Source organism: Bartonella sp. B39, assembly GCF_053795145.1.
The window spans coordinates 148,037-163,239 of record NZ_CP200036.1 but is presented as its reverse complement, the minus strand read 5'-3'; the positions used below and the strand labels follow the sequence as shown (position 1 = coordinate 163,239).

The 15,203-nt window shown below is 38.1% G+C and carries 11 protein-coding genes; 7 read left to right on the top strand and 4 right to left on the bottom strand.

The genetic code is table 11. The features are described 5' to 3' along the window. The first annotated feature begins 674 nt into the window (after positions 1–674). The 7 genes from V4P57_RS00640 to V4P57_RS00610 all read left to right on the top strand — a co-directional run bounded on the left by V4P57_RS00640 (position 675) and on the right by V4P57_RS00610 (position 8,790). Complete coding sequence (locus tag V4P57_RS00640) at positions 675–1,427, top strand: ABC transporter ATP-binding protein (RefSeq protein WP_455466291.1); 753 nt, start codon at positions 675–677, stop codon at positions 1,425–1,427. 3 nt (positions 1,428–1,430) lie between these two features. Then, a complete protein-coding gene (locus V4P57_RS00635; RefSeq protein WP_455466290.1) occupies positions 1,431–2,312 on the top strand; it encodes a metal ABC transporter permease in 882 nt (293 codons plus the stop codon). Between the two features lies 1 nt (position 2,313). Beyond that, a complete protein-coding gene (locus V4P57_RS00630; RefSeq protein WP_455466289.1) occupies positions 2,314–3,243 on the top strand; it encodes a metal ABC transporter solute-binding protein, Zn/Mn family in 930 nt (309 codons plus the stop codon). Positions 3,244–4,552: 1,309 nt separating this feature from the next. After that, positions 4,553–5,878, top strand: a complete 1,326-nt coding sequence (ugpB, locus tag V4P57_RS00625) for a sn-glycerol-3-phosphate ABC transporter substrate-binding protein UgpB (protein ID WP_455466288.1) — start codon at positions 4,553–4,555, stop codon at positions 5,876–5,878. Positions 5,879–5,985: 107 nt separating this feature from the next. Further along, positions 5,986–6,870, top strand: coding sequence for a sn-glycerol-3-phosphate ABC transporter permease UgpA (ugpA, locus tag V4P57_RS00620; RefSeq protein ID WP_455466287.1), 885 nt, complete (start codon positions 5,986–5,988; stop codon positions 6,868–6,870). A 10-nt stretch (positions 6,871–6,880) separates the two neighbouring features. Further along, positions 6,881–7,732, top strand: a complete 852-nt coding sequence (ugpE, locus tag V4P57_RS00615; protein WP_455466286.1) for a sn-glycerol-3-phosphate ABC transporter permease UgpE — start codon at positions 6,881–6,883, stop codon at positions 7,730–7,732. Positions 7,733–7,734: 2 nt separating this feature from the next. Beyond that, positions 7,735–8,790: a sn-glycerol-3-phosphate import ATP-binding protein UgpC gene (locus tag V4P57_RS00610; RefSeq protein ID WP_455467004.1), complete on the top strand. Its 1,056-nt coding sequence runs from the start codon at positions 7,735–7,737 to the stop codon at positions 8,788–8,790. Positions 8,791–8,893: 103 nt separating this feature from the next. On the opposite strand, the gene V4P57_RS00605 is transcribed toward V4P57_RS00610, so the two are convergent. The 4 genes from V4P57_RS00605 to guaB form a co-directional block, all read right to left on the bottom strand. Then, positions 8,894–9,616: a glycerophosphodiester phosphodiesterase gene (locus V4P57_RS00605; protein ID WP_455466285.1), complete on the bottom strand. Its 723-nt coding sequence runs from the start codon at positions 9,614–9,616 to the stop codon at positions 8,894–8,896. A gap of 178 nt (positions 9,617–9,794) precedes the next feature. Then, the gene (gene guaA, locus V4P57_RS00600; protein ID WP_455466284.1) at positions 9,795–11,351 is read right to left on the bottom strand and encodes a glutamine-hydrolyzing GMP synthase; all 1,557 of its coding nucleotides are present in this window, start codon (positions 11,349–11,351) and stop codon (positions 9,795–9,797) included. Between the two features lie 134 nt (positions 11,352–11,485). Next, positions 11,486–12,772, bottom strand: a complete 1,287-nt coding sequence (locus V4P57_RS00595) for an RsmB/NOP family class I SAM-dependent RNA methyltransferase (RefSeq protein ID WP_455466283.1) — start codon at positions 12,770–12,772, stop codon at positions 11,486–11,488. A gap of 784 nt (positions 12,773–13,556) precedes the next feature. Beyond that, a complete protein-coding gene (gene guaB, locus V4P57_RS00590; protein WP_455466282.1) occupies positions 13,557–15,056 on the bottom strand; it encodes an IMP dehydrogenase in 1,500 nt (499 codons plus the stop codon). Positions 15,057–15,203: the final 147 nt, after the last annotated feature.

The following is a 15,203-nucleotide window of genomic DNA, read 5'->3' as shown; positions in this document are numbered from 1 at the left end:
AAGAGTTAACCTTGACAATTTTGTAGATACTCAAGAATAACAAAAACCAGCAATCGTACGCGAACACGTGAGCCATATTTCTAGTTTAAATAACACATAGCTTCGTGAACTTAAATCCCCATACGCTTAATCAAATAGCAAAAAAACTCCAGCAAGAACAAATGATTATTCTACAACTTAAATGGTAAAGCCCCTCAGTTATAAAATAATTTTTTCTTGCATTACAATTCCCTCCTGCTGTCTAAGAAATCAATGCTCCCCCAACAGCCGCTTCCCAATACCTTAGTGTTATCTTTCATGACAAAAATCAACTTACAAAAACGAAAGGAAATTCCCCCGAGAGAGATGCGCCAGTAGAAATACTACTCTACTGTTTAGTCAATAAACTCTTCGTGATCACATTACGGAAACAACTTAGACGCCAAACGAAACACACTATACCCTCACTTGTGCTTATTTAGAATCACCAATCATTTTGATACTATATATAGTATACACACTCTCTCTTTCGTCAAGGAAAATTCAACCATTATTTTAAATTTTCCACGATCTTCCCACTAAAATTCTCAACTCTAAAAATATACTAAAACATATGTAATAATATAACATTTTGTTGACAAATGTTATATTATTACATAACTTACCCGAATAAATAATCAAAGATGGTACAAATTATGGGTCTGCATTTCGACAGTGCAACATTAGGTTATGTAAATAGAATAGCAATAAAGAATTTTTCAGCAAAGTTAAAAGCCGGTTCGTTGATAGCGATAACGGGTGATAACGGTGCTGGAAAATCTACACTGCTGAAAGCCATCGCTGGATTGATTAAACCTATCAACGGTAGAATTACAAAACCGAAAAAAATTCGGATTGCTTATCTTGCTCAGCAATGTGATATAGATCAAACATTTCCGATTGATGTAGAATCGCTTATAAAAACAGGACTTTGGTCTTTTTGTGGATTATGGAAAAATCATCGCCCTTATTACTCTAAAATCCAGAATGCACTTGAAATGGTTGGCCTTACAGCACTCGCATCCCGTTCACTTGATACATTATCAAGTGGCCAGTTACAACGCGCCCTTTTTGCACGTATTATTGTACAAGATGCCGATATTATCCTGCTTGATGAACCTTTTAATGGTATAGATCGTAATACTCAAAAAGACCTTCTTGCGTTGATCACACAATGGCAACAACAAGGACGAACAGTTCTCACCGCACTCCATGATCCTCTTATCGTGCAAGAATATTTCCCCTATATGATTCAAATTAATAAACAAAACGCCTTTTATGGAGAAACAACACTGTTTTTTCATGACAAAATTCATCACGTTATGTCACCTCTTATATCCAACTCTTTCCCTATCAGCGCGCTAAAACAACATCTTCTCATCAATGGTTCCCGCTCTATTAGGTTATAATACGTGTACGCATTTTTTCTTTCCCCCTTTGTTGATTTTCATTTTATGCAAAGCGCTCTTATTGGTTCAGTCTTGCTGTCCATCAGCGCCTGTCCTGTGGGTGTATTTTTGATGTTACGCGGGATGAGTCTCACAGGAGATGCTATATCCCATGCGATTCTTCCTGGTGTTGCGGCTGCATTCCTCTTTTGTGGCTTCTCGCTTATATCTATGACACTTGGCGGCATATTAGCTGGTGTCATTGTTGCTTTAGCAACTGCCTTGATTTCACGAAATAGTTTTCAGAAAGAAGATGCATCAATGACGGTCTTTTATCTTATTGCACTCGCGGCGGGAGTCATTATTGTTTCATTTAAAAATTCAACGATTGATCTACTTCATCTCTTATTTGGCTCAGTGCTTGCACTTGATACACAAGCCCTCTTGCTAATAACCACTATAATGCTGATCACAATGTGCAGTCTTTGTATTTTCTGGCGCGCACTCGTATTAGAAAGCTTTGACCCCCTCTTTTTTAAATCTCTCTCTCCATTGAGTAAATACGTTCATATATCATTGCTCGTACTTGTCGTATTGAATTTGGTTGGTGGTTTCCAATCATTAGGAACATTACTTTCTGTCGGCATTATGATGATTCCAGCTATTACAGCCCGTTTTTGGCTTTCGCGTCTTGGCCCTATCTGCATACTCTCTATTCTCTTAGGAATTATTGCAAGCACATGTGGACTCCTGCTTTCTTTTCATCTGTCCCTTCCCTCTGGTCCAGCTATCATTATTGCCGCAGGGTTTATTTATCTTCTTTCTTGCTTAGTAAGTCCACGCGGCTTTATTGTAGCATGGTTTCCTCGCTTTTTTTATATGTCTCTTCCCACTTTAAGGAAATAATATGCCTAAACTTATCCAACAATTTGTTCTACTTGGAACTCTTTTATTTCTTATCCTTTTTTCATTTTTTGCTTCTGCGCATAATAAGATTAAAGTTGTCGCAAGCTTTTCTGTTCTTGCAGATTTAGTGAAAAATGTGGGAGGCGACCATATTTCTATGACCACTCTTGTCGGTCCCAATGCGAATACCCACACTTATGAACCTACCCCCCGTGATACACAAGCTCTTAGAAATGCTCATATTATTTTCATCAACGGACTTCATTTAGAAGATTTCATGAACCGTCTCATCACAGCAAGTGATACAAAAGCGCTTCTTGTCGAAGTGAGTGCCAACATTTCTCCTCTAGAAATTAAAACTCGAGAACACAGCGTCCAACAACAGCATCATCACCATAGCGGTGTTGATCCACATGCTTGGCAAGCAATTCCTAATGTTGAAATTTACGTCAAAAATATTACTGCTGCTTTTTGTGAAATCGATACACAATCCTGTGCAAACTACCGAAAAAATTCGCAAATCTACATCCAAAAGCTTAAAACAGCACAAGAAAAACTTAAAACAAAAATTGCCACCATCCCAAAAGATAAGCGTATTATTATCACATCTCATGACGCCTTTGGCTATTTTGCTCAAGAATATGATTTTACCATACTTGCACCTCAAAGCGCTTCAACGGAAACTGAAGCGACTGCAGCCGATGTGGCCGAACTTATACAACAAATTAAAACCAATAAGGCAACTGCCTTATTCGTTGAAAATATCTCTAATCCCCGCCTCATAAAACAGATTTCAAAAGAAACAGGCTTAAAAATCGGTGGAACACTCTATTCTGATGCATTATCAAACGAAAATGGTCCTGCCGCAACTTATCTCGATATGATGGAACATAATGTTAATACCATTATCGATGCAATAGCAAAACACTAGGACGTATCCATGCGAGAAGATAACAAAATAATAAAGTTATAATTAGCACTAGAAATAACTAAATCGCCAGTATTTACGATATTTGAAAGGATATCCACTCTCAAAATCTCCATCATGCTCATAAAAAGTGTGATCACTTAATTGTGCTTAACGAAGGAACTAACTAACCTTGATCCTTAGGAATAAAGAGATCTCTCTGAAACACCTTACAGTAACGTTACCCTATAAAAATGGTTTGTTTTATCTTTTTTCATACAACGCTAAAATTATGCTTATGGGAAAAGTTCTTCCTTAGTCATCCCAAATAAATCCAATGACTCTGTAAATAGAAAAATACTCAGAAAAGCTTTAAAAAACCTCTCACAAAGCTTTTTAAAAATATCATGGAAATTATGAGAACTAAATCAACAACATCCATAATCAAATTACAAAACGTTTTTTCATCATTTTTAAAAACACCATTCTCAAAATCATCAGTAGATCTCGTACAAATAAAGCACCACGTAGGTTTGAGCTTACTTTTTCATTTTTGAAATTTTCTAAATGCGCATTTATCTGTTCCTGAAAAGAGCTCGTTTATGCAAAATTTTTGCAGAGCACAATTATACATTTTATTTTAAAATTGTTTTTTACCCATAAAATTAATTTCATTTACTTGATAATTTTTTCAGTTTGATGTCTGTAGAAACACTTTATACTATAGTTTTTAAATCGTATAGGAACGCTTAAATAAACCACTTTTTGTTATAGATAAAATAACGTTAGACACCTCGAAGTGATCTCCTTAACCTTAAGGACAAGGCTCATTAGGCAGCTCCTAAAGACGAATCCAAAGCATGTTTCGATAATCGGACTGGAGAATTTGAGAAAACACTAGCCTCGCAATAAATTAAAAAACCCGCTCTCTTAAACATTATCATAATTAGAATGCAAAAAATTGCCTCAAAACTATCGTTCGCAAATTATAAGATAAATACCATAAAACCAAAAAATCTTTTGAAAAAGAGTAACCTTAAATAAAGATAGCCATAACTGAATAACATTTATTGTTTTTATCCTTGAGCTTGCTCTTTGCTTCTCTCATTTGCACCATCTCCGTTCTCTATCAAATGTTTACAGTGACCGTATCAACACACGATAGCACTCATAAAGGAAAAACTGATAAGTTTAAACAAATTCGTTTGACCTTTTGGTGGTTCCTGTTTAAATGAACTAACATATTTTTGTAATAAAATCGTCATGGCATGTTCATGTGTAATACTATAAATCAGGGGAAATTTGTATTCCATCACTTCAGAAAGGCTAAACCATGAGTCGTTTTTATCTTTCTATAGCAGCGTTTACAGTTGCTATCAGTGTGGCAACAGCGGGTTTTGCGCAAACAAAAATCAGCTTTTGGCATTCTATGAGCGGGGAGCTAGGAAAACAAACTGAAAATCTTATTAACGACTTTAATGCTAGTCAATCTAAATACAAAGTTGTTCCTTCCTTTCGTGGCGAATATGAAGAAGGTATGATCTCACTCATTTCAGCATTTCGCGGAAAACAACAACCAGTTCTCGCCCAAATCTATGAAATTGGCACTGGAACCATGATGGCTGCAAAAGACGCGGTTTATCCCATTTATCAACTTATGGCTGATACAAAGCAAGAATTTGATTCTGCAGATTATTTACCTGCTATAAGTGGTTATTACTCCGATGTTCAGGGACGAATGTTCTCTATGCCATTCAACGCTTCAACACCGATCCTTTATTACAATAAAGATATCTTTAAAAAAGCGGGGCTTGATCCAGAAAAACCGCCAAAAACATGGCAAGATATCGAAAATTTCTCCAAAAAAATTCTCGAAACTAAAGCAGCAAACTGTGGTTTCACAATGGCTTATGCTTCTCAGTGGATTGGCATGGAAAATTTTTCAGCTTTGCACAATATTCCTTTTGGGACAAAAGAAAATGGGTTTAGTGGTCTTGATTCAGAGCTTACTTTTAATGGGCCTTTACAAGTGCGTATGTGGAGTGACCTTAAAAAATGGTCTGATCAAGGTATTTTCCGCTATGGGGGACCTGCCGGTGCATTAGATGCAACCCCAATGTTTATGACACAAAATTGTGCAATTTTTATGCAGTCTTCAGGGTCACATGCTGGTATTGTTTCCGAAGCACAATTTAATGTTGGCTTTGGAATGCTCCCTTACTATGATGATGTAGAGGGAGCACCACAAAATTCAATCATTGGTGGAGCCTCTATCTGGGTTTTAAAAGGTCATACCTCTGAAGAATATGCAGGTGCAGCTGCTTTCCTTAAGTTTCTATCAAGAGCCGATAACCAAGCCAAATGGCATCAGATAACAGGTTACCTTCCAACTACAAAAGCTGCCTATGAACTAAGCAAAAAACAGCATTACTACGATAAAAACATCGGTGCGGATATTGCTATTCAACAGATCACTCTTAACCAACCAACTGTTAACTCAAAGGGTATAAGATTTGGTAATATGCCGCAGATTCGTTCCATTCTTGATCAAGAACTGGAAGCTGTTCTTAACGGCTCAAAAACACCAAAAAATGGATTAGATGAAACCATTAAACGTGGAAATAAACTTTTACGTGAATTTGAGAAAGCCAATCATTAAAACTTCATTATTGCTATTAAAGAGTAAAAACTTAACTAGGCAGTTGAGTTTTTTATATTTTTTTTGTTCACCCTTCTAAAGACTCTCTATTTAAAGAGCCCCTACGAATGCAAGAAAAACATGCGTATTTCAAAAATAGTCTCCTTTCTTACTGGCTGCTTTTTCCTCAGCTACTTGTGACTTTTTTGTTTTTCTTTTGGCCTGCTGCCCAGGCAATAAAATCATCTTTCGAGCGTGAGGATCCTTTTGGCTTTACAACAACCTTTATAGGTTTTGAAAATTATGTGACTATTCTTTCTGATCCTACTTATATCCAATCACTACTCACGACAGCGATATTTTCTGTCTCTGTCACTGTTGTGGCAATGACGATATCGCTTCTTTTGGCTGTCTGCGTTGATCGTGTTATACGCTCAAAAAAGGCTTACACAACGCTCTTGCTCTGGCCTTATGCTGTTGCCCCTGTATTGGCAGGCATATTGTGGTTGTTTATCTTTCATCCAACTATCGGGACAATCCCTTTTCTTCTTAAAGAAATAGGTATTATATGGAATTATCGTATCAATGGCACTCAAGCAATGATACTTATTGTGATTGCAGCCAGCTGGAAACAAATTTCCTACAATTTTCTTTTTTTTCTTGCGGGTCTTCAATCCATTCCACGTTCCCAAATAGAGGCAGCAGCAATTGATGGTGCGGGGCCTTTTAAACGGTTTTGGACAGTAGTTTTTCCGCAGATTTCGCCAACTACCTTTTTTCTTCTTATCGTCAATGTTCAATATGTTATGTTTGATACATTTGGTATTATTGACAACATAACTTCTGGAGGCCCTGCACGTGCAACAAACACTCTCGTCTACAAAGTGTATGATGATGGTTTTAAAAACCAAATGATTGGTGCAGCATCAGCACAATCAACGATATTAATGTTGATGGTTATTATCCTAACGTTTGTTCAGTTCCGCTGGCTTGAACGCCGCGTACAATATTAGGAAGAAAATCATGGTTGAAAATCGTCCTATTCTGAAATTTTTAACCCATCTCATCCTTATTGTTGGTATTATCATTATTTGCTTTCCGGTTTATATTGCTATCATTGCATCAACTCATAGTTCAGCGGCGTTTAATTCCGGAACACTTCCTCTTTTACCGGGAACACATACTCTAGAAAACTATAAAACAATCTTTGGTGATGGCCTTGTGCAGCTCGGCTTGCCTAACCTCTGGCCACTTTTAATGAATTCGCTCATTATGGCACTTGGTATTAGTATTGGAAAAATTATTATTTCGCTCTTTTCTGCTTATGCAATTGTTTACATGCGCTTTCCTTTCCGCAAAACTGCTTTTGCTCTCATCTTTGTCACTCTGATGCTGCCTGTCGAAGTTCGTATTATCCCAACATATGCAGTGGTCGCACAGTTGGGCATGATAAACACCTATGGCGGGATGATTATTCCACTCATTGCATCCGCAACTGCTACATTTTTATTTCGCCAGTTTTTTTTGACTGTTCCTGATGAACTTTTGGAAGCTGCTCGTGTTGATGGTGCAGGACCATTTAAATTTTTTAAAGATATTCTTCTCCCTCTTAGCAAAAGTAATATTGCTGCTTTATTTATCATTATGTTCATTTATGGATGGATACAATATCTTTGGCCTCTTATCGTTACAACTGATCAAAATCATCAAACTATTCTTGTTATTCTAAAACAGCTTGTCGTAGAATCACTTCAGCATGATCCTCAATGGAATATACTCATGGCAGTATCAGTCATTGCTATGATACCACCTGTTCTTGTCGTTATTTTCATGCAGCGGCTTTTTATCAAAGGCCTTATTGAAACGGAGAAATGACTGTGGCCACAATCCAGTTATCAAATATAAAAAAACAATATGACAACGGCATTTTGGTCATTGACGATTTAAATTTAACTGTTGCCGATAGCGAACTTCTTGTCCTTGTCGGTCCTTCAGGATGTGGTAAATCAACCTTATTACGTATTATTGCAGGACTCGAGCAAGTTACTTCAGGCGAACTCTATATTGATAATGAGCGTATCAATGATCGTGAACCTGCTGATCGCGATATTGCTATGGTTTTTCAAAATTACGCTCTTTATCCCCATATGACAGTTCGTGGAAACTTAGAATATGGTCTTAAAAATCGTAAAACACCTAAAGACGAAATAAATAAGCGTATCGCGCATGCTGCAAAACTTTTGGAGATAGAGCAATTTCTTGACCGTAAACCGCGGCAATTATCAGGAGGACAACGCCAACGTGTTGCAATGGGACGTGTGATTGTGCGTCAACCGCGTGTCTTTCTCTTTGATGAACCTCTTTCAAATCTTGATGCAAAATTGCGTGCTCAAATGTGTATTGAGATTAAAACTTTGCAGCGTTCACTAGAAACAACCAGTCTCTATGTTACCCATGATCAACTAGAAGCCATGACATTAGCCGATAGAATAGTCGTTATGAATAAAGGAGCTATCGAGCAAATTGGAACACCAATGGAAATTTACGATACTCCAGCAACAACATTTGTTGCTGATTTTATTGGTTCTCCCCCTATGAATTTTCTTGATCGAAAAATCTTAGAACAACATTTAAATCATTCGTTTTCTTATAACGAAGAAACTGATCTTTTGGCATTCAGACCAGAAGTAATCTTGTTGGGTGAACATCCAGATAAAGGACCTGTCTTTCATACACAAATTGAACTTATCAAGCCTATAGGAATGGGATGCCATGTTTTAACGCATTGGAATGGCGCTATTTTTACTGTTGAAATAAAAGAGCGTCTTACAAACGATTATGGTAAAAAAATGAGCTTTACTGTCCCTCATCAAAACTTCCATACTTTTAATAAAACCACTGGAAAGCGCACGAGTAATCAGTCAATAAAGTAAAAAGTCTTACTCTTCTTAGAACTCTCGGCAAGTACTTTTTTACTTTCTCCTATTAACCTTATTTTTGTAGAATATATAGTTCCTTTTGTATTATAGATGTATGTCATCTTTGTGCACGTAATTGTAAAGCAAGGTCTGGTTGATCTGTTGTGATATAGTGTACGGGCATATCAAGCCAATGCGATAACCGAGCTCTCCCATTAATTGTCCATACTCCCACAGTAAAACCAGCCTCAAGTGCCGATTCAATAAAGTCCTGTGATGCAATAGAGCCATCTAAACTCAAATCAGAATACCCTAATTGTTTCCATTCAGAAAAACGACGATGCATATCTCCTTCAAAACTATCAATACATGGACCAGATGTGATTCCTGCTTCAATGAAGGGACGAAGACTTGTAGGATCAAAACTGATGGCAGAAATCCGTTTTTCTAAATTTCGGCTTTTTATCAATGCAAGTGCTTTTTGAGATAAAATTGTTTCACGCTCAACTTCACCACATGTTTTTATTTCAAGATGCAATGCAACATTGGTTGGTTCCAAAAGATCAAGCACTTCTTCTAATAAAGGAGGAGCTTCACTGCTTCCTTTTATGCAAAGTTGTTTGCGTGTTTCATTATCAATATCATGAATATATCCTGTTTTCCCAACCAATTGTTCTAGACGAAAATCATGAAATACAACTACTTCACCGCTTTTAAGCAAATGAACATCGCATTCAATTTCATCAACTCCCAACGCAACTGCATGGCAAAACGCCGAAAGTGTATTTTCAGGATAAAGATGAGCTCCACCACGATGTGCAACAATTTTTTTTTCAAACATGCAAAATTCACACTTCTCAATTTTAAACGATACTGGTCGATATAAGTGAGATAATGACTTTTTAAAAATCATACAAAGTGCAAAACAATTTCTTAAAAATTATTTCTTTTTTCTCACTTCCAAAAATATCAAATACCGAACAACATTCCTTACTTAAAAAGACTGCACTTGATTTGAATTATTCCCACTCAATAGTGCTAGGAGGCTTTGATGTTACATCATAAACAACACGATTAATACCCTTAACTTCATTAATAATACGTGCCGCTGCTTTGCCTAAAAACTCCATACTATACGGATAGAAATCAGCGGTCATTCCATCTACAGATGTTACTGCGCGGAGAGCACAAACAAATTCATAGGTGCGTCCATCACCCATAACACCGACAGTCTGAACAGGAAGAAGAACAGCAAAAGCCTGCCAAATTTCATCATAAAGACCAGCTTTACGAATTTCATCAAGATAAATAGCATCCGCTTCACGTAGAATTTCTAGCTTTTCACGTGTAACTGCACCTGGACACCGAATTGCAAGACCGGGACCTGGAAAAGGATGACGGCCAACAAATTGCTCCGGTAATCCTAACTCTCGCCCTAACGAGCGAACCTCATCTTTAAAAAGCTCACGCAACGGCTCTACAAGTTTCATCTTCATCCGTTCTGGCAATCCCCCTACATTATGATGGCTTTTAATTGTTACTGACTTACCGATCGCTGATACACTCTCAATGACATCTGGATAAAGTGTGCCCTGCGCTAAAAAATCTGCTCCTCCTATTTTTTTCGTTTCCTCTTCAAAAACTTCAATAAAAAGGCGGCCAATCGTTTTGCGTTTTTTCTCTGGATCTATCATCCCTTCAAGAGCATTGAGAAACATATCAGCAGCATCTACGTGAATAAGCTCTATATTATAATGGTCTCGGAACAATGTAAGAACTTCTTGAGCCTCATTTTTGCGCATCAATCCATGGTCCACCAAAATACATGTCAATTGATCTCCTATTGCTTCATGGAGAAGCACAGCTACAACTGATGAATCCACACCGCCTGAAAGACCACAGACAACACGACTTTTTCCAACTTTTTGCCGTATCTTGGCAATTGCCTGCTCACGATAAGAAGCCATTGACCAATTGCCTTTAAGACCAGAGATGTTATGGACAAAATTTTGCAACAACTTTTTGCCATCCGGTGTATGGACAACTTCAGGATGAAACTGCAGTGCATAAAAGCGCCTTTTTTCATCAGCAATGGCAGCATAAGGAGCACCTTTTGATGTTCCTATTACACGAAAGCCTGTCGGCAAAACCGTTACGCGATCACCGTGACTCATCCATACTTGATAACAAGAGCCTTTTTCCCAAACACCATCAAACAGTGGACTTTCTTCTCGCACTTCCAAAAAAGACCGCCCAAATTCACGCTCATGTCCGACTTCAACCTTTCCACCAAGCTGAACACACATGACTTGTTCACCATAACAAATCCCAAGAACTGGAACACCAATTTCAAAAATTTCCATTGAAGCACGCGGCGAACCATCATCATGAACCGAATAAGGGCTGCCTGATAAAATAACCGCTTTAGGTTTTATCCGCTTGATACCTTCTAAAGCTAATTGAAACGGAACAATTTCACAATAAACACCCATTGCTCGCACCCGCCGTGCGATGAGTTGTGTAACTTGTGAACCAAAATCAATGATAAGAACAATGTCTAAATGTGATGCGCTCATAGAAAACCAATCAGTAATTGTAAAAGAGAACCAATGGGATTTATTAATCAATCTTTCACTTTTCACAAGCCTATTCGTTTAAGAAAAAGATTGTTTTCATAATAAGTTAAAATAAAAAATGCTAAAAATATGTATTACTGTTTTTTTTGTAACACCGATAAAAAGAAACCATCTGTTTTTGTTGTCGCTGGCGATAAAGTAAGTCCATAATTTGAAAAGTTCGGTTGCACAGGCGAAAAACTAAAATGTTGCTGCCACAATGCGTGCATATTTATTGGATCAAAATTGGAATGCTGTTGAAGAAAATGAGAAATTTGTTCCTCATTTTCATCCATAAAAAGAGAACATGTAACATAAACTAAGCGCCCGTTTGGTTTAAGATAGTCTATAGCCTCATTCAAAATTGCCCTTTGTTCTACTTGGCGCTGTCTTACCTGTTCTAATGTCAAACGCCATTTCCTATCTGGACGCCGCCGCCATGTTCCTGTACCACTACATGGTGCGTCTAGTAAAATGACGTCCATCTGACCTATTAATGGTTTCAATTCGTCTCTTTGTACCAATGGCTGTACATTACAAACACCAGCGCGTCGAAGACGATCAAAAATAGGAGCCAAACGAGCTTTGTCTGAATCATAAGCATAAATTTGTCCCTTATTTTTCATACTAGCAGCTAAGGCTAGTGTCTTTCCACCAGCTCCGGCACAATAATCCAATACCTGCATACTGGCTTTTGCTTCTACAAGGTAAGCAACAATTTGAGATCCCAAATCTTGTATTTCAAAATGCCCCTTTTGAAAAGTTGGTTTAACTTGAACATTGGGATGACGGTCAAACTTTTCAATCGGTGCAATCCTTAAAGCTTGCGGAAACCATGATAATGATTGGACTTTAGTTTTTGCTAATTCCTGAAAAACTTTTTCCGGTGTTGCTTTCAAGCTATTCACGCGTAAATCCAAAGAAGGGCGTGTTGCTAACGCAGCGGCTTCCGTTACCCAATTATCGGCTAACAAAGGATGTAAATGCGCTTGACACCATTGAGGAACATCACCACGAATATAATCTGGTGCATCAACCAATTTTCGTTTTTGCCATGATTGACGTTGCCTAACCCCTAATAACTGAGGTGCAAATCGATCTCCTGCCAATTCACTATCAATTTGTTCAATTGTCATTTTCCCAGCATCTAATAAGGTGCCGAAAACGATATCCCTCATATCATCACTCTCCATACGCCATTGTAAAGAATAACGCCGTCTCAAGACATCATAAACGATTGTAGCAATTGCTGCGCGATCTCCTGCTCCAGCAAAGCGATGAGAAATCCCCCAAGATTTTAAAGCTTCCCCTACTGGGCGATGCCGAGTTCCTATCTCTTTTAGAATATCTATCGCCGCCTGTAAACGCCCACCTAAGCGCATTTATTTCTCCTATTGAATTTCTACAAAATTCTAAACAATTTAAGTAAAGAACAACATTATCTCTCTTACCGCCAGTGGAATCTTCTCAAAACTATCTCAAATTTATATATTGCACACTCTATGATTCCGATCACACTTTTTAGCGCATCAAAACTCTTTTTCTCATACGCTATCTGTTTACATTCCTCTCATTCTAAAATGCGTAGTTTCTCACTTGATACTACAAGGTAGGATGTATCCTTAAAATCTCTCTTCCAATGTACATACGCAAAAGTCATCCTCCTTTATTTTATTCGTAAATTAAATTTTCATAGCTCTCTATAAACAACACATATTAAGACCAGCACACGCATCTTATTCTTAATAAAATATTAACTTTTTAGAAAACGCTTGGAACCACTATTTGACATAACCGTTTTTATTGTACTGGTCTTAAACCAGATAATTTAAAAGGAGAAAATAATGAACACTTACAATAATGGGAAAACAACTTCATCTAAAAGCCGTCACAATACAACGCCCTCAAACAACGGAAAGAAATCCATCCAAAGTGATCAGACTAACACTCGCCAACGCGCGTCAAAGACGGGGTGGAAGACTACAAAAAGTTAATTCCCTTAATTTCCTATAACGCATGGAAGGAATTGGAGCGTTAACCTCCAATTCCTTTCTTTGTATTTTTGAAATTATTGTAAAAAACCACAAAAAGCAAAAATAGTAATTTCCAGATATGTTCTAAAAGGTTTTTTATGCTCTCGCAAAACGACTGTAATCATTTTACCTATCAAACAGGACGCCGATAATTCGGACTTTCCCGCGTGATAGCAACATCATGTGTATGACTTTCATGAAGTCCAGCATTGGTAATACGAACAAACGTTGCTTTTTCACGAAATTCTGTTAGATTTCTTGCCCCAACATAACCCATCGAAGCACGTAACCCACCAGCCAACTGGTGTAAAACCGATGCTATAGGACCCTTGTAAGCAACTTGCCCCTCGACCCCTTCAGGCACCAATTTGAGCGTATCACGAACTTCATCCTGAAAATAACGATCTGCCGATCCCCTCGCCATAGCACCAACTGATCCCATGCCGCGATAAGCTTTAAACGATCGCCCTTGATACAGATAAACTTCACCAGGGCTTTCTTCCGTACCAGCTAAAAGAGAGCCAATCATAGCAGCACAAGCCCCACCTGCCAAAGCTTTAGCAAAATCACCAGAGGCTTTTATCCCCCCATCAGCAATAATAGGAATACCTGACTTTTCAGCAACTTCTGCAGCACTCATAATAGCTGCAAGTTGAGGCACACCAACACCTGCAACAATGCGCGTTGTACAAATAGAACCAGGACCAATACCAACTTTTACAGCATCTGCACCACTATCAATCAAAGCCTGTGTTGCCTGTGGAGTTGCGACATTACCAGCAATAATAACTGTAGAGGACACCATTTTTTTAATACGCCCAACCGTGTCTAATACACGCTGAGAATGTCCATGAGCGGTATCAATCACTAGAATATCAACGCCTGCGTCAATTAATCGTTCAGCCCGCTCAATCCCATCATTCCCTACACTACTAGCAGCTGCAACACGCAAGCGACCTTGCGAATCTTTGGCAGCACTTGGATTTAATTGTGCTTTTTCAATATCCTTAACTGTTATCAAACCGACACAGCGACTTTGTTCATCTACAACCAATAATTTTTCAATACGGTGATGATGTAAAAGGTATTTCGCTTCATTGAGTTGAACATTTTCACGCACTGTGATTAAATTTTCATGCGTCATTAATTCATAAATTTTTTGTTTGGGATCTGATGCAAAACGCACATCTCTATTGGTTAAAATGCCAACAAGCCGTCCAGCAGTCTCACCTTTAGCGCTATTTTCAACAACCGGAATACCAGAAATACCATAAGAGTGCATCAAAGCTTTCGCCTCTTCAAGTGTTGCATTTGGCCCAATTGTCACCGGATTAACCACCATCCCAGATTCAAATTTTTTCACCTGACGAACTTCTTCAGCTTGCTCTGCAGGAGACATATTGCGATGGATAACACCAAGGCCACCCGCTTGAGCCATAGCAATAGCCAAACGCGATTCCGTCACAGTATCCATTGCAGCAGAAAGCAATGGCAAATTCAGTTCAATATCAGCTGCGATACGTGTTTTAAGATCCACTTGGCTAGGCATAACAAGAGAATGACCCGGCTGTAAAAGCACATCATCAAAAGTCAGTGCCAGTGCACCCGTCCCTGTTTCAACAATTTTTGCCATAACCAAATTCCTTTAATAAAAAAGCACCGCAAGTGGCTTTAAATACAGCTGCGGCTCTCATAAGTCGTGGATTGGCACAGAATTATGCCATTTTACAACAAAATGAAAAGAAAAATTAAAATAATTTTCTAATTATGGTTTATAAAA